This is a genomic window from Arthrobacter sp. NPDC090010 (assembly GCF_044748305.1).
Lineage (GTDB): Bacteria > Actinomycetota > Actinomycetes > Actinomycetales > Micrococcaceae > Arthrobacter_E.
Genome location: NZ_JBIVFT010000011.1, coordinates 45823 through 61816, shown reverse-complemented (window position 1 = coordinate 61816; position 15994 = coordinate 45823). Strand labels below are relative to the sequence as shown.

Sequence of the window (15994 nt, the reverse complement as noted above, 5' to 3'; positions counted from 1 at the left end):
CCGGTGTCGGTCTACCGGTGGCGGTTGCCCTGAGCGATTGGCAAGAGGCCGTCAGCGCCGCGCAGGAGGGTGTCATACCCCTCCCGGCGGCCCATTGCCCCCTGAGCGACTCTGCGGGACTCACGGTGGGCGAGGACGTGCGGGCCCTGGTGAGTGTTCCCCGTGAAGCCCGCTCCGCCGTCGACGGCTGGGCTGTGAACGGCAGCGGTCCTTGGGTGATCTGTGATCCTGGGATCCGCTTGAGCGCCCATCAGGCCAGCCGCATCGGTAAGGGCCGTCCGCTTCCTGCGGGTGCCAAGGCGGTGCTGGTGATCGAGGACTCGCAGATCGTGCTCGATGCGGAGGGTCTCGCCGTCGTGCAAAGCTCGGGCGGGGCCCGCCCGGGAGCCCCGCGCAATGGAGAGCATGTCGTCCTGCCCGGAACCGAGTGTCTGGCGGGGGACGTGCTTCTCGAGAAGGGCCTGGTCTTGACGCCGGCACGGATCGCGCTGCTGGCCGCCGCGGGCCTTGAGACCGTCCCGGTGTATCCGCGGCCGGCGATCCAGGTGGTGCAGAGCGGACGGGTGAAGTCCTCCGCTGCCCCGGACGGCACCGACGAACGCGACGCATTGGCTGCGATGCTGCCAGGCACTCTGAAGGCCATGGGCGCTGACGCTGTCCGAAGCCTGCGGATCGGCGGCTCCGCTGATGACTGGCTCCGTGCCCTGACGGAGGAGGACGACGGCGCCGGGGCACCGTGCGACGTCGTTCTCACACTGGGAGGAACTGGTGCGGGCGAAGCGGACCACCTGCGGGAGGCGCTGAGCCGGCTCGGGGTCCGGTACCTGGTGGAGGGGCTACTGGGCTCTCCGGCCCGGACCGCCTTGCTGGGGGAGCTGCCGGACGGGCGGTACGTACTGGGGCTTCCAGGGCTTCCCGCCGAGGCGCTGACCGCGCTGAGCCTTCTCGGAGGACCACTCATCGGTGCTCTGGCCCATCGTTCACCCGTGAAGGCCAAGGCCGTGCCGTGCGGCGTGAGCAGAGACGCGCAGCAGCGGCCCACCAGCCTGGTCCCGGGGCGCTCGGTGTTCGGCATGGTTTCGCCGTGTGGGGAGGAGGGGCGACTGAGTGCCTGGGGTGAGGCGACTCTGCTGCTTGCGATGCCTCCGCACGGCGTGACGATGGGCGAGGAGATCCTCGCGCTCGATCTCCCGTGGACGAAGGCCGAGCGGCGTGGAGAGGGCGTCACGAGACCGTCAGAGAGGCCTGCGCGAGGTGGTTCCGCTGGACGCGACGCCCGAACGGGGAGGACTCGCACCCGCAGCGAACCCGTGGATTGGGCCGCGCAGGACTGGGACTCCCTCCGCGCGCCAGGAAAGAACCCCTGAATCTCGGCTTCAACGTCTGAGGGCGGCATCCACTGGATGCCGCCCTCAGACGTTGAAGCACATGATTGCTACTTGGCGTCGCCTTCGAAGACTGCCTTGTGAGCGAATCCGGCGATCAGGCCGCCGACGATCGGTGCGACGATCGAGCCCCACAGCTGACCCAGCGCGGTCGGGCCGCCGAAGACGGCAGTGGCGATGGATCGGGCCGGGTTGAAGGAACCGTTGGTGACCGGGATGGCCACCAGCGCGATCACGGTCAGCGTCAGGCCGATCGCGATCGGGGCCAGGTTACCGGCGCCACGCTTGCCGGTCACGGCCAGGATGACCGTGACGAACAGCGCGGTGGCGATGATCTCCGTGATGAAGAATGCGGCCATGTTGAAGCCGCCGGGGGAGAGCTCGCCCCAGCCGGTGGACGCGAAGCCGCCCTTCTGGGCTTCGGCCAGGACACCGTCCTTGGCCCCGGCGAGGATGCCGACCAGCGCGAGCGCGCCGACGACGCCGCCGATGACCTGGGCGACAAGGTAGCCGGCAACGTCTTTCCAGGCGAAGCGTCCGGCAGCGGCCAGGCCGAGGGTCACCGCGGGGTTGAAGTGCCCGCCGGAAATCGGGCCGAAGGCGAAGGCGCCGAGGATGACGACGAAACCGAGAGCGAGGGCGACGCCGAGGAAGCCCACGTTGAGGCCGCCTTCACCACCGCCGAAGCCTGCGGCGAAGAGGGCCGTGCCGATCACGGCGAAGACCAGGAAGAAAGTGCCGACGAGCTCAGCTGCGAGCTTGGCACCGAGGGAGGGAGCAGCGGGAGTCACAGACTCAGACATGATTCCTCTTTCGATTGACTCAAAATTGGGAGCGGGAAACATCACTATGTTAGGGATCACGTGCGGAGGTGACCAGGAGCCCGTCACCCATGTGATCGAAGTCTCGCCGCCGTGCCGATTGTGACCGGTTCCCCGGAAACGGTGGGACACGAGGGGAAACAAAGCAGCCCATGTGCTGACACTCTGCCGTCAAACACCTTCACAACCGTTGCTGACGGCGCCTGCGGCAGGGGGAATCAGGGCTGGGGCGGAGGGGGTTAAAAAGGCTGAGCGGTGGCGAACCCCCCGGTTCGCCGCCGCTCATCCCCCCAATGTGTGAGCGCCTCCCCAGACGCCACGATCACACCCATTTATTATCCCATGATCTGTAGAAAACACATCCGTGATCAGATCACCATTTGGTAAAGCTTGGCTTTGTGCCCGCTTGCCATCTTCGCGGTTCTGTGACCTCGGCGCCGAGGGCCCTCCGGTGGTTCAGGACGGACTCCGCCGGCGATCGATGTCGCGCGCCGTCATTGGTCCGTCCAACGCTCCTGACGAGGTTCAAGGGCGCTCTGACCAGGGTCTTTGCACCCTGTGGAAAAGCTCTGTTAGAGTCTTTCCCCGGAGCCCGCCGCGCCGAATACCCCCCAAATCCGGAGCGGCGGGCTCCTTCTATGTGCCGGCTTCCGGCATGTTCCGGGGGCACGCCGGACACCTCTGGTCCCCGCGGATGCAGCGCCGCTGAGGAGGAAATCCCATGAGTATGGACCGGGCAGCCATGATGTCTTTGCACAATCTTTCCCGGGTCCAGGAAGGAAAGAAGCCCTTTTCCCGTGAAACGATTCGACGGGTTCTCGGCTTCGCCGTTCCGCACCGCGGGAGGCTTATCGCTTTCGTCGTTCTTTCCATCGTGACAGCCTTCCTGGCCGTCGCGACTCCGATCCTCGCGGGCCAGGTGGTCGATGCCATCGTCGCAGGAAAGGACGTCGATCTGGTGGTGCGGCTCGCACTGCTCATCGCGCTCGTCGCCGTCGGCGAAGCGGGGGTCGGGGTCCTCGTCCGCTGGTTCTCCGCCACGATCGGTGAGGGGGTGATCCTGGATCTGAGGACGGCGGTCTTCGACCACGTGCAGAAGATGCCGGTGGCATTTTTCACCCGGACGCGCACGGGAGCCCTGGTGAGCCGCCTGAACAACGACGTGGTGGGCGCTCAGGCGGCCTTCGCCGGGACTCTGTCCTCGGTGGTGAGCAATCTGGTCTCGCTGACCCTCACCCTGATCGTCATGCTGGACAAGTCGTGGCTGGTGACGGTCCTGGCACTCGTCCTTTTGCCGCTTTTCCTGGTCCCGGCCCGTCTCATGGGCGGCCGGCTCGCCGAGCTGCGTCGTGAGGCCGCGGTGCAGAACGCTTCCATGGGGACACAGATGACCGAGCGCTTCTCGGCTCCCGGCGCGACCCTGATCAAGCTCTTCGGGCGACCTGCCGATGAATCTCGTGAATTCGAAGGCCGTGCGCACCGGGTTCGTGACATCGGTGTCCGGACCGCCATGCTTCAGTTCGTCTTCGTCACGAGCCTCACCCTGGTCTCTTCGCTGGCTCTGGCCCTGGTGTACGGCGTGGGCGGCTGGCTCGCGCTGCATGGGACGCTCGGCGCGGGCGACGTCGTCGTCCTGGCGTTGCTGCTCACACGCCTCTATGTGCCGCTGACCGGGCTCAGCAACGCGCGCGTCGAGGTCATGAGTGCTCTGGTGAGCTTTGAGCGTGTCTTCGAGGTCCTGGACCTGGACCCCCTGATCAAGGAACCTGCCGCACCCAAGGCGTTGCCCGCCGGACCGCTGGCCGTCGAGTTCAAAGACGTGTACTTCTCCTATCCGTCCGCCGAGCAGGTCTCCCTGGCATCGCTGGAGGATGTCGCCGTGCTGGACTCCCGGGGCGGGGAAGAAGTGCTGCACGGCCTGAATTTCCGCGCGGAGGCCGGACAGACCGTGGCGTTGGTGGGCTCCTCAGGGGCCGGGAAGTCGACGGTGGCTCAGCTGCTCGCCCGTCTCTATGACGTCGATTCCGGTGCCGTGCGTCTCGGAGGCGGCAAGGACACCGGCGGCGTCGATGTGCGGGAGCTGAGCTTCGAAGGACTGCGAGATGCGGTCGGGATGGTCACTCAAGACGGACACCTGTTCCACGAGACCATCGCGTCCAATCTGCGCCTGCCACGTCCTGATGCCTCCGATAAGGAGCTGTGGGCCGCGCTGCGCCAGGCGAGACTCGAGACCATGGTGAGAGCCCTTCCAGACGGCCTGGAGACCGTGGTGGGGGAGCGCGGCTACCGGCTCTCCGGCGGAGAGCGCCAGCGTCTGACCATCGCCCGGCTTCTGGTGGCCGCGCCGCGCGTGGTCATTCTGGACGAGGCGACGGCTGCACTGGACTCCAGCAACGAGGCCGGGGTGCAGGAAGCCCTCACAGCGGCGCTGAAGGGGCGCACCGCCGTCGTCATCGCGCACCGTCTCTCAACCATCCGCACCGCTGACCAGATTCTCGTGGTCGAGGGCGGCCGGATCGTGGAACGCGGAACGCATGATGAACTGCTCGCTGCGGGAGGCCGTTACCGGGAGCTCTATGTCACGCAGTTCGCCCAGGCCCGGGACGCGCTGGAGGACGCGGCGGAGTGACCGGGTCTACCTGGTGGCAGGGCGGCCGTTGAGGGTGGCGCGATCGGAGGGGGCCAAAGGGTTCTGGCTGAACAGATCGCGTGGTTGCAGGGAGAACCCCTGCCAGTGCATGTCCATGGGGCTCTGATCCTCGTCGCGGGGCACGTGATGGTAGGAGACGACCACCCAGGAGACGACATCGCTGAGCTTTTCGGAATTGACGAACTGCGGAACCCCTGAGCTCGGGCAACCCGTCGAAAGATTCTGGGTGGCGAAGCGTTCACAGTCCTTGTACTGCGTGAATGCCACGTCGTAGCCGAAGCCCGCATCGCCCTCCCCAGGCCCGCCCTGGCCGGCATGGTCTCCATGGCTGTGCGGGGTGTAGCCGTCGCTCTGATCCAGCTGGATGCGATAGGACATCTGATGCCCGTCGGGATTCGCCTGTGCGCCCAGGACCTGCCACCACCGCCGGTCCTGCCGGAGGCGCTCAGTCTCCGTGCCGAGTGGCGTGAAGGATCCTTCGACGATCGCCGAAGCGGCCCCTCGCTTGCCGGTGAAGTCCGCGTTGTACTCCCGCACCGTCTGAGGTCCGCTCAGGCCCCAGTGGATCCGCCAGACCGCGTTGTGGCTGTGGCTCGTGGCACCCTCGCCGTTGCCGGGACCAACGGGTGAGCCGAGTTTGGGATCGCGTGTGTAGTCTTCGGGGGACAGATCACCGGTCGCGCCGAGACGGGGACTGATGCTCCCGTCCTCGCCGAAGCTGTACAGCGAGAGATATTCATACCAGCCCACCACCGACAGGGTGCTCAGCTCGAAAGCCCTGCCACGTTGGGCGACCGGAGCCTCCTGGTAGTAATCGCTCCGGCGCGCCAGCCCGGCGTCGACCTCCTGCGAGCACAGCACTTCGCGGGTCTCCGAGCCGCCGACGGCACCGTTGCCGAAGTCCGGGATCGTCGCGCTGAGGCGCCGGCCGGCGCATTCGGCCGGACCAAGGGTCTTCATGCTGCGGCCGCCGAAGCCATGCTCGGTGATGTCCTTGGTCACCCGTGCCCCGCTGTCGTAGGGCACCTCAAGCTGCGAAAGGGACATCTCCTCGATGACCTTCACTTCGGCCTTGCCGGGCGCGGTGTACGCGACACGGCTGAGCGTGAGGCCCTGCTGGGGATCGATGTGCCAGCACATGCGCCAGGAACTCCCGGACGGGAAAGCATGCGTCAGACCCTTCTCACCCTCCCCGCAGTCCGCGCCGGCGTCCCCGTTGCTTGTCAGGCCTGAGCTGGAGGGTGACGCCGCTTGCGGCGTCCCGGCGGACGTCCCGGGCGAGGCCAGCCCGCCCACCGCCCAGCCGCCGAGGAAGAGCACTGCGGCGATCGCGATGGTGATGAGGGTCCTGCTCCGTCGGGTCACTGTCTCTCCTCGGTGAGGCCTGGTGGAAAACATCGGGACATGGCGAGGGTGCGCCGCGGAAGCGGCACACCCTCAACCGTTGTCAGTACGGGTCAGCAGCCCGCGGGGGTCGCCTTCGCCGAGGAGGTCCCGAGGTCCAGACGTGCGCCGTCCAGGGATTTCAGGAAGGACAGGCTCAGCGCCGAGAGCGAGTGTGAGGACGGCACCGGGGTGCCACCCGCCGGCGTGCAGGTGCCGAGGCTCTGGCTGTTGACCTTCACCGAGATCACCTGGGTGGCTGCGGTGAAGACCGGCTGCAGCATGTTCACCACGGAGGAGGTGAAGCCGAACTTGAGCTGGTTGATCAGAAGATCGAACACCCCGTCCCCGGCATTCGCGATGACCAATTGATACACGGGCCGGATCGCCGTCCCGAGGAGGTTCGACGACTTCGCCAGCGTGGTCACCACGGAGCCGACCAGGCTGCCGAGAAGCCCCGTGCTGTTGTTCACCGGGGCGGGCATGGTGCCGGTGGCGGCCTGCTTGAGTGTGAAGGTCCAGTTGATGTTGAGCCCGCTCGGGCTCAGCAGGATCGGGCCTACCCAGTTGAGCTTGAGCTTGACGGCGTCCAAGGAGTTCTCGATGGCGCCCACCGCGATATTGGTGGCGTCGTGCATCAGATCATGCACGGTCTGGGCGATCAGTGGGTAGTCCTTGGAGCTGATGAGCTCGGTATTGGGCTTCTGCGCGTTCAGGCCGCCGGCTGTCAGCTGGTCGAGATGGATGGTGACCTTGCCGGTGGACAGGTCGATGGTGACGAGCTTGTTGTGTGAGGTCAGCGGCTGAGCCAGGAGCTTGGCGAAGACCTTGTCCCGGGTGTTGCTCTGAACCGTCAGCGTGGGGACCGGCAAGGCGACACCGAGGAGCCCGTTGAGTGAGGAGAGCTTCACGTTCTGGTTGACGATCTGCTCGATCTTGCGGTCCACCGCTCCCAGACTGTTGTACAGCGCGGATGCAGCGTTCTTCACCGAAGACGATGCCACGGTCAGATCCGCCTGGCCGACGCGGTAACGGCCGGGACCGCCCACTCCGTCGGGATCCTGGAGCGTGCCGTTGACGAAGCTCGTCTCGGAGGCGAAGGCGCCGAGGTCGAGCGTCGCCGTGTCCACCAGGCCTGCGGGCAGCGAAGCAGCCCCACCCGCCTTGAGCAGATCGATGTGGAGTGCCTGCGACGGATCCCCGGTGGCGGGGAAAGCGCCGTTCTGCCCCAGAACGCCGGAAGCCCCTCGGGAGTCCAGAGGAGACGTGGCCTGGCTGATGCTGGTCAGGAGCCCGTTCGAGTCGAGCTTGACCAGCTGGGAGAGTGCAACGGCGGTCCCTCCGATGTTGACACTGCTGGAGCCCAGCTGAACGTCATTGGGGATCCGGCCATAGTTGGGCCCGGGGTTCGAAGGATAGGAGGCCGAGCTGCCTCCGACGACGACGGCGGGTTTCCCGGTGACGGATACCGAAAGCGGTGCTGATGAGGCACCGGCCGAGGCCGACGGGTCGGCGGCCGCAGGGGTGAGCCCGGCGGCCGCGGTGGAAAGTGCGACGACGGCGGTGAGAGCGCCGACCTTCCGTCCCCTGGCCCAGTGCGCTGCGCGCGAGTGATGTGAGTTGGTCATGACAGATTCCTTAGGAGTGAGTGAATGGTGAGGAGAACCTCACCAAGTTGTGGAACTGACATCACAATCGTCGATACTCAGGTAACACTCAGTCAATAACCATTCAGAATTTAGACGCCACAAAGCTGGCGGACAGCTATATCTGCCCGCCAGGCTGTCATATGTGAGAGTCGACTAGCGCTGAGCGAGCAATGCGGGGAGAACGTGCTCGGTGAGCAGCGGAGCAAGATCGGACGGCCACGGCGCGTCCAGGCTCATCCAGCGGACATCGGCTATCTCAGCCGCCGGCGTGGCATCCCAGACGCCGTCCGCCGTGAAGACGGTCGCGCGGATGACGGTGTCCTCCTCATTCGCGGCGACCGCGTCCCAGACGCCCAATTCGGTGAGCCGCTCCGGTTCGATGTTGATGCCGACCTCTTCGAAGAGCTCCCGGCGGGCGGCCTCGGCGGCGCTCTCTCCGGGTTCCGGTTTGCCTCCGGGGTGCATGAACTTCTCCGTTCCACGCTTTCGGACGGTCAGCAATTCACCGTCCTCGTTGTAGACGCAGACGGCTGAAACGTGGAGAAGGTGAGGGGATGCCATGAACCAAGACGGTATCAAGCTTCGTGACCGCGAGACGGGAACGGCTCCCGTTCCGGCAGGAGCGGGAGCCGCGGGCGATGACGTCCGTCATCGGTGATGTGCCCTCGATTGGATTCGAACCAACGACACCGGCTTTAGGAGAGCCGTGCTCTATCCCCTGAGCTACGAGGGCCGGATAGACAACGCCATTAAGCATACAAGCTCAAATGGAGGGCCTCAGTCCGTGGCGCGGCGCTTCCTGGGCCAGAGGACGTAGACCGCGGCCAGCAGACACAACACGAAAAGGACCCAGCCTGCGACCACGAGGAATGACGCCCATGCGACCGCACCGGCGTCGGGCGCAGCCGTACCGAACAAGCCGTCGATCGCGACGTTGCCGCTCAAGCGGACCACGACGAAGAGGAGCGGCAGGGCCCAGAGCCCCCAGCGGATCCAGGAGCGTGCGGTGTTCAGACCGATCAGAAGCACCCAGGCGAGTCCGAAAAGCAAGGGGAAGATGAAGCCTGCCGTCTTGTGGATCCAGTTGAGCTGGCCGCGTGCAGCCGTATCCATCGCCGCTCTCAGCTGCTCCACGGCGCCCGGGTCGAATCCGAGGACCATCGAGTCCGGCATGGCATGGCCGGCGGCCAGCTCGGTCATCTGGTTCAGGGCGAGCAGGTGGAGATACCAGAACATGAAGAGGCTGGCGCCGACGGCCGCGATCACGATCATCTTCCCGTTGGACTGCGGGCGCTCCTGCGGAGCGATTGCGGCCCGGTTGTCGGCTGGCGTAGGCGTACCGCCGGGCACCACTGCCCGGGAGCCGTGCTTCTTGATCCGCTGGGCGGGCGTCTTGGACATGGTTTCCATTATCGCGGATACGCTGGAGCCATGAGTACCGCCCCGCAGCAGCCCCATGATCTGGACCCCGCTCTCGACGACGCAGCCCTCGCCGAGGCTCTGGTGCAGGAGGCCGGGAATCTCGCCCGGAACATCCGGCAGGGCGGTCTGAACGCCGAACGCAAGACCGGCGTCGCCGACGTCGTGACCCAAGCCGACAGGGCTGCCGAGCGGTACATCGTGGAACAACTCGCACGCTGCCGTCCCCAGGACGGCATCCTCGGCGAGGAAGGCTCGGCCCGTCCGTCGTCGAGCGGACGCAGCTGGATCATCGACCCGGTGGACGGAACCTACAACTTCCTGCGTGGTTCCAGCTACTGGTGCTCCGCGATCGCGCTCGTGCAGGACTCCGAGAGTGGACGTCGTCCGCTCCTGGGTGCGGTCCATCAGCCCGAAGAGGGCAAGAGCTGGGTGGGCGGTGCCGAGGTGCCGAGCCGGCTGAACGGCTCTCCGCTGGCGAGAGTGCAGGACAAGCCGCTCGCGGAGTCGAGTGCGGCAACGTACATCCATCCCACGTGGCTCCAGGAACCACTCTGCGCGATGCCTTGGCATGCTGCGGCGGTGGGCGCGGCCTCATTGCGGATGCTGGGATCGGGTTCCTGCGATCTGGCTCGTGTCGCTGAAGGGGAGCTGGACTGCTGGTTCCAGCATTCCTGCCCTGATTGGGACTGGTACCCGGGTGCTGCGCTCGTGCTGGCGGCCGGGGGAGTCGCAGAAGTATTCACCATCAACGGACTGCGCTGGCACTTGGCCGGGAGCGCGACGGCAGTGGCGCAGCTGCGTGCTGCGATGGAGACGGCGCGCGTCTCCTGAGCGGAACGGTGCCGGCCGGTCTGTGACGAGACCCGGTCCCGACGCCGGTGTCAGGAGGCCGGCTCGGCAGCCTCGCTGAGGACCTCTGCGATCTCCTCGACGAAGTCCTGGATCTCCGGCACCTCGTACACCGGGCCGCCGGCCAGATGGCCGTCGGCGCCCAGCAGGACGGCCGCGGGGGACCGTTCGAAGCCCAGGGCGTCCCACGCCAGGGCACCATGGTCGTAGAGCGGCTCGTCCACGGGGATGACCTTCTGCAGCTGTGTGGGCTTGATGGGCGTCATGATGCGGACGTCGAGCTGCGGGACGAGGGCTTGCCAGGCTGCCGCCTGGGCTGCGACTTCGTGACTCGGCCTGCAATAGCAGTTGAAGCTCAGAATCAGTTGGGGGCGTTCCCTCGCGAGTTCCCGGAGGGTCTGAAGAGTTCCGTCCTCGGACTGCACGACGACGGCGGGGATGGGGGAGCGGAGGTAGTCGGCGTCGTCGTCTGCCGGCTCCGCGCTGTCCGACGTGGCGGCGGCAGGCGACGGTGCAGCGGTCTGCGAGGAAGCAGCGGTCTGCGAGGAAGCAACGGTCTGCGAGGAAGCAACGGACGCCGGTGAGCGGCCGACGATCAGCAGGGCCACGGCGACCGTCAGCGCGGTTCCCAGGAGCCACCACAGCGTGGCCGGGGCAGTGAGCGCCAGAGGGAGGGTCCGGCCGAGTCCAGACCACAGAAGCGTCAGTGCCGCTGCGAGCACCAGCAGGGAGTTCCGGACCAGGGTCTTGCCGGAGACCCGGTGATCCCCGATCTTCCCGAAGCAACCGCAGTCGGGCCGGGGATCGAAGCTCAGGGCCCGGGCGATCACCACCCAGTAACCGAGGAAGAGAAGCGCGGTGAGAACCGCCACCACGAGGGTGAGCTGCGTCCACGGGGACCAGAGAAGCACCGCCAGAGCCAGCTCGCCCAGGGGAAGAGCCCAGCCGACGGCCGGGTGCTGCAGAACACGAGGCAGACGGAGCGCATGCACGACGCTGAGCGTCGCCTCCCTGTCTTGCAGCTTGGCCACCCCGCTGAGGAGGAGGACCGCGCACAGGGTCAACGGTGCGAGGATCAAGGCGTCAGGTGTCATGTGTTCCCCCAGATGATGCTGAGCAGGCCGACTGAATGGCCCGCCCATTCACAGTACAGCGTGCGAGGGCCGAGCGCGGTACGGGAAACAACAGGACCCGGATACGGAACAACGGGCCCCTCGGGAGGCGAGGGGCCCGTTGTTCCGCACTGTCGATCAGGGTACGGGCGTTGCGGTGCCCGTGTAGTTGAGCGTTCCCGCGCCGCCGAGGATCGGTGCCGTGACTGCTCCCACTGCGAAGAGGTTCAGGTTCCAGGTCAGCGTGACCGGGCAGGTGATCTGGATCAGGGATGGCAGGCCAATCAGGATCACGTTCACCGTGGCGGTGATACTCGTCGGGCGAACCGGGTTGCTGTTGAGAATGTACGCGCCGGACGGGAAGTGGATCCCGCTGAAGAGCCAGGTGCCGGGCAGGGCGCCGATCTGGCCGAAGGTGCCGGTGGCGGTGCCGAGGCCGGTGCCGGTGTGGGTGCTGCCGTCGCTCATCGTCAGGGTCGCGGAGGTGACCACCGAGGTGTAGAGCGGCTGGAACAGTGAGAGATCACAGTTGGAGGAATCGAGTCCGAAGACGCCGGCGAAGGCCAGCGCGCCGGTGTTGCCGGCCACGATGGCCTGGCTGGTGGTGACTCCGCCGAGCAGGGTGCCTGCCTTGAGGCAGGTCGGACAGGTGGGCGTGCCGGAAGCGACCGCCGCTGGTGCGGCGACTGCTGCTGCGACGACAGGGGTGGCCCATGCCGCGCCGCGGAGCACCCGGCGGCGCTCGACGGACTTGTTCGTCTCGTTGGTCATGATGGCTCCTGGAATGTGGTGAGTGAAGGGGCTCGAATCCCAAAATTCAATCCCTTCTGTGATTTGTACCATGAGAAGAGCCCCTGGTGTCAATAATGTGCGGAGGCTACACCTAATTGTCACGATTAAGCAGCCAGTGGCCAGCCTCAAAGGTCTCTGGTGATCAGTTGCCGTTCTTCAAATTATTGGCCGTGACGAAGTCCTGCACAGTGCCCTTCCGCATCGCCTCGGCCAGCGCGCTGGCCTTGGCCGTGTCCAGGTTCACGATCGATTGTCCGTCGGCCGACCAGCCCGTTCCAAGGGTGGGAAGTGTGAACATCACGGTGGTGCTGGGCCGGATATCCTTCATGCTCAAGGCCAGTTCACCGACTTTCTGACCGGTGAGGGAGGAATCGACCGTGAGGTACGGGGAGATCTGGTTCACCACGGAGCTGAGAGTCCCCGGATTCGCCAGGACCTCCGGTTTGATCAATTTGGTCATGAGTGCCTTGATGAAGATGCGCTGGTCGCGGACGCGCTGGTAGTCGCCGTCGACGAAGGGATACCGCTCGCGGACGAATGCCAGCGCCGTCGCTCCGTCCATGTGCATGACCCCCTTCGGGTAGTGCATGCCCTTCTTCCCGTAACCAGTGGAGGTGAACGCGACCGGGACGTCGATGTCGACGCCGCCAACCGCATCCGTGAGCCCTTCAAAGCCATCGAAGTTGATGAAGGCCACGTGGTCGATGCGCTGCTTCAGAACGGATTCAACGGTCTGGACCAGCAGCGGAACCCCGCCGTAGGCGAGGGCCGCGTTGATCTTGGCTTCACCGTGGCCGGGAATCGGAACCCAAGTGTCACGCATGATGGAAATCAGATACGCGTTCTTCCGGTCCGCGGGCACATGGAACAGCATGAGACTGTCTGCGCGCTGGTCGGACGGTGTCCCGGACTCTGCCTGACCCGTGGTGGCTCCGCGACTGTCCGAACCCACCAGAAGAATATTCGTGGCGGTCTGATCCCCGATCTTGGTCGCCGCTGGGCGCCCCGCATCGTCCGGGAACGCAGACGGGATCTTGTTGGTCTTCGAATCGAAGCTGTTGATCAGGCCGCCGACGTAGATGAACGCGGCCAGGCCTGCCAGCACCACGAGCGTGGCGAAGCTGACCAGGGTCCAGAGGGCGACGCGCTTACGGCGAGACCTCTCCTTCTTCGCGGGTGCCCCAGCGGGGGGCTCGGTGCTGTTCATGGAGTCGTTCATGGTTCGGTTCCTTGCTCGCGTCAATGGTCATGACGCGGGGTTCGGGTACTCTTCAGGAGGTCGGAAAAGAGGGGGAGATAATGGTCATGCCACGCGGATGGCAAGCACTGAGCCAGTGGGCCTTCGCGGCGTATCTGGCGGCACTTGCGCTGGTGGTGCTCCTGCCCGCGCAGGAGGCGCAGCACGTGACGGGTTTCGTGGGTGTGATCGCGGATTTCCTCAGCACTTGGGGGTTTCCCCGGCGAGGTGCCGAAATGGCTGTCGAATTCTCGTCCAACATCGTCCTCTTCGTGCCGTTCGGCGCTTTTCTCCGGCTGCTGTCACCGCCCCGGATTCCTGGCTGGCTGCTGATGGCAGGCGGGACCGTTACCTCCACAGCGATCGAGCTGATCCAATTGGTGGTGCCCGGCCGGGTCACTGCACTCTCCGACGTGATCGCGAATACCGCGGGCACGATCGTCGGCGTGCTGCTCATCGCGCTTCTCCGCCGTTGGAACGACCATCGGAGTCTCCAAGGCGCAGTGAGAAGGCCTTCGCAATCTCGTTCGTGAGGCCCCTGATCTGTTCACCGACCTGCCGGTGGACGGATTCTTCCTTGCCGATCGGGTCTGGCACATCGTCCGAGGACGAGAGCCGCCCCAGATGCCGGGCCTGCGTTGCCATGGAGACCAGGGGGCTCACTGCGGACGCCGGTCCGGACGATGACGCGGTGCTTCCCCAGGGAACCGATGCGGCCTCGGCTTCGGGCAGGGCCGTGATGATCCTCGCGAACTCCGCCAGGGTGAAGGTCCGCTGCGCCGCCGAGGGATAGCGTTTGAGCAGCTCCTCGCGCTGTTTCAGGGTCATGGTCAGAATCAGATCGGAAGCCCCGACGATTTCCTCGATGATCTGCTTTCCCACAGCTCCGTCCGGAACGCCCCCATATTCCCGGGACAAGGCGGCCGGCCAAGGCTCCATCGGGGCGCCCACGACGGCCTGCAGCCCGGCACTGAAGAATTCGAAGTCCTTCAGGCCGGACTGCTCCAACTGCGCGCGTAACAGCTGTTCCGCCAGCGGCGATCGGCAGATGTTGCCGATGCAGACGGTCAGAACAGTCGACGGAACAGCTCGATGCTGCCGAACGGGCGACGCCATCAGGCCCTGCTGCGGTCCCGGCGGCGCATATGACGCTGAGGTTCGAGTTCTACGGGCTCGGTCTCGTCGACCGGTGTCGACTCAGCGGCGGGGACGTGGCTCGACCGCGGTGACTCGTCCCCGGCGTCGCGGCGGTTGTAGTAGGTGTAGTACTGGTAGCCGTAGCCATCGCCACCAGAGGACTTCCGCGGCACGCCGTTGATGATGATGCCGAGCGGCCGGCCCTTGACCTTCTCGAGGTTGTGGAGAGCGCGCTTGAGTTCGTCGTAGGTGCTCTTGCCAGCGCGGGCGACCACCAGTGCTCCGTCGGTGCGCGCCGTCAGGATCGCCGCGTCAGTGACCGGAAGCAGCGGTGGTGCGTCGATCAGGACGATGGCGTGTTGGGCGAGATCCTCAAGCATCTTGTGCATGACATTCGAGCCGAGCAGTTCGCTCGGGTTCGGAGGCACGGAGCCGGCACCGAGCACGTAGAGATTGTCCGTCTCGCCCCAACTCTGCAGCACTTCGTTCAGCTTTGCGCGACCGATCAGGACATCGGTGAGTCCGATGGTGGTCAGCAGACCGAAGGTCTTCGCCACGGTAGGCCGACGGAGGTCGCCGTCGACGACGACGACGCGCTGGCCGGAGGCCGCGATCGTCTGGGCCAAGTTGGCGATCACCGTGGTCTTGCCCTCGCCGGGCAGAGCGGAACTCACGACGATGATGCGCGGTGGGTTGTCCACATCCATGAACTGGAGATTGGTGCGCAGCTCACGGATGGCCTCGGCCACGGCGTGATCCTGCGTCCGGGTGTTCTCCAGGTCGTTGCCGCCATGAGAAGAAACGATGCGGTGCGCGTTGTCGAAGTTCTTGTTGAACGGAACGGTCCCGATTACTGACAGGCCGGTTTCTGCCTCGACCTTGACCGCGGAGCGGATCCTGCGGTCGAACACATTGCGGAGAAAGGCGTAGAGAATAGCAACCACAAAGCCAGCCGCTAGGCCGATGACGAGCGCCAGTTTCGTATTGGGTGAGGTCGGTGAGGTCGGGAGCTGAGCGGAGTCGAGCGAGCGGAAGACGACGATCGACTTCTCCTGGCTATTGCCGCCTACGTTCTCCAGTTCGCTGACCTGCTTGCCGACTGCTCGGACCCAGGCTTCGGCGAGATCTCGCGCGCTTTCCGGGGTGCTGCCTTCGGCGCTGAACTTCAGGGTGGCCGTGTCAAGCGGATTCTGAGCGGAGACCCGAGCGAGGAGCTGCTCCGGGGTCGTGTCCTTCAACTTGAGATCGGAGATGACGTACTCCGCAACCGTACGGGACTTGGCAGCATCCAGGTACGACTTGGCGCGCGACTTGGAGTAGCTCTCGCCAGCCATCGCGGTGCCGATGTCCTTATTGATGCCCACCGAGACGATGCCGCTGGCGTCCGCGCTGTAGACCTTCGGCTGGAGGAGACTCCAGCCGAACGCCACCAGCACGCCCAGCACGGTGATGCCGAGGACGGAAATCCAGTGCGCTCGGAGGATTTTCCAGTAATCGGTCAACTCCATGTAGATATCCCCTAGGTAGTGCAGTGAAGACAAGTGATTCGCCGCTGCA

At 65.6% G+C, this 15994-nt stretch carries 14 protein-coding genes and 1 tRNA gene; 4 read left to right on the top strand and 11 right to left on the bottom strand.

The genetic code is table 11. The features are described 5' to 3' along the window. Positions 1-17 precede the first annotated feature (17 nt). Positions 18-1367: a molybdopterin-binding protein gene (locus ACIPXZ_RS15235; RefSeq protein WP_400595810.1), complete on the top strand. Its 1350-nt coding sequence runs from the start codon at positions 18-20 to the stop codon at positions 1365-1367. Positions 1368-1435: 68 nt separating this feature from the next. Here the strand turns inward: ACIPXZ_RS15235 and ACIPXZ_RS15230 are convergent, their stop codons facing one another. After that, on the bottom strand, positions 1436-2188 hold the full coding sequence (locus tag ACIPXZ_RS15230) for an aquaporin (RefSeq protein ID WP_400595808.1): 753 nt from the start codon (positions 2186-2188) through the stop codon (positions 1436-1438). 739 nt (positions 2189-2927) lie between these two features. On the opposite strand from ACIPXZ_RS15230, the gene ACIPXZ_RS15225 reads away from it, so the two are divergent. Beyond that, positions 2928-4835 (top strand): ABC transporter ATP-binding protein, encoded by a 1908-nt coding sequence (locus ACIPXZ_RS15225; RefSeq protein WP_400595806.1) that lies wholly within the window; start codon positions 2928-2930, stop codon positions 4833-4835. A gap of 6 nt (positions 4836-4841) precedes the next feature. On the opposite strand, the gene ACIPXZ_RS15220 is transcribed toward ACIPXZ_RS15225, so the two are convergent. The 5 genes from ACIPXZ_RS15220 to ACIPXZ_RS15200 form a co-directional block, all read right to left on the bottom strand. Continuing rightward, on the bottom strand, positions 4842-6221 hold the full coding sequence (locus tag ACIPXZ_RS15220; protein ID WP_400595804.1) for a copper amine oxidase: 1380 nt from the start codon (positions 6219-6221) through the stop codon (positions 4842-4844). A gap of 92 nt (positions 6222-6313) precedes the next feature. Further along, on the bottom strand, positions 6314-7867 hold the full coding sequence (locus tag ACIPXZ_RS15215; protein WP_400595802.1) for a choice-of-anchor G family protein: 1554 nt from the start codon (positions 7865-7867) through the stop codon (positions 6314-6316). A gap of 174 nt (positions 7868-8041) precedes the next feature. After that, on the bottom strand, positions 8042-8449 hold the full coding sequence (locus ACIPXZ_RS15210; RefSeq protein WP_400595800.1) for an NUDIX domain-containing protein: 408 nt from the start codon (positions 8447-8449) through the stop codon (positions 8042-8044). Positions 8450-8548: 99 nt separating this feature from the next. Then, positions 8549-8621 (bottom strand) — tRNA-Arg (locus tag ACIPXZ_RS15205). 44 nt (positions 8622-8665) lie between these two features. Next, positions 8666-9289 carry a hypothetical protein gene (locus ACIPXZ_RS15200; protein WP_400595798.1) on the bottom strand — a complete coding sequence of 208 codons (624 nt, stop codon included), beginning with the start codon at positions 9287-9289 and terminating at the stop codon, positions 8666-8668. A gap of 30 nt (positions 9290-9319) precedes the next feature. Between ACIPXZ_RS15200 and ACIPXZ_RS15195 the strand changes: the two genes are divergently transcribed. Continuing rightward, positions 9320-10141: an inositol monophosphatase family protein gene (locus ACIPXZ_RS15195; protein WP_400595796.1), complete on the top strand. Its 822-nt coding sequence runs from the start codon at positions 9320-9322 to the stop codon at positions 10139-10141. A 50-nt stretch (positions 10142-10191) separates the two neighbouring features. Here ACIPXZ_RS15195 and ACIPXZ_RS15190 read toward each other — a convergent pair whose 3' ends face one another. From ACIPXZ_RS15190 to ACIPXZ_RS15180, 3 genes are all read right to left on the bottom strand, one after another. After that, positions 10192-11253 carry a MauE/DoxX family redox-associated membrane protein gene (locus tag ACIPXZ_RS15190; RefSeq protein ID WP_400595794.1) on the bottom strand — a complete coding sequence of 354 codons (1062 nt, stop codon included), beginning with the start codon at positions 11251-11253 and terminating at the stop codon, positions 10192-10194. Positions 11254-11409: 156 nt separating this feature from the next. Next, on the bottom strand, positions 11410-12042 hold the full coding sequence (locus ACIPXZ_RS15185; RefSeq protein WP_400595792.1) for a hypothetical protein: 633 nt from the start codon (positions 12040-12042) through the stop codon (positions 11410-11412). A 163-nt stretch (positions 12043-12205) separates the two neighbouring features. After that, positions 12206-13282: an LCP family protein gene (locus tag ACIPXZ_RS15180; protein ID WP_400595790.1), complete on the bottom strand. Its 1077-nt coding sequence runs from the start codon at positions 13280-13282 to the stop codon at positions 12206-12208. 86 nt (positions 13283-13368) lie between these two features. Between ACIPXZ_RS15180 and ACIPXZ_RS15175 the strand changes: the two genes are divergently transcribed. Beyond that, positions 13369-13833 carry a VanZ family protein gene (locus ACIPXZ_RS15175; RefSeq protein WP_400595788.1) on the top strand — a complete coding sequence of 155 codons (465 nt, stop codon included), beginning with the start codon at positions 13369-13371 and terminating at the stop codon, positions 13831-13833. On the opposite strand, the gene ACIPXZ_RS15170 is transcribed toward ACIPXZ_RS15175, so the two are convergent. Then, the gene (locus ACIPXZ_RS15170) at positions 13754-14416 is read right to left on the bottom strand and encodes a low molecular weight phosphatase family protein (RefSeq protein ID WP_400595786.1); all 663 of its coding nucleotides are present in this window, start codon (positions 14414-14416) and stop codon (positions 13754-13756) included. The two genes, ACIPXZ_RS15175 and ACIPXZ_RS15170, sit on opposite strands and share 80 nt — an antisense overlap. Beyond that, positions 14416-15945 carry a polysaccharide biosynthesis tyrosine autokinase gene (locus tag ACIPXZ_RS15165; RefSeq protein ID WP_400595784.1) on the bottom strand — a complete coding sequence of 510 codons (1530 nt, stop codon included), beginning with the start codon at positions 15943-15945 and terminating at the stop codon, positions 14416-14418. Before ACIPXZ_RS15165 ends, ACIPXZ_RS15170 begins: the two co-directional genes overlap by 1 nt. Positions 15946-15994: the final 49 nt, after the last annotated feature.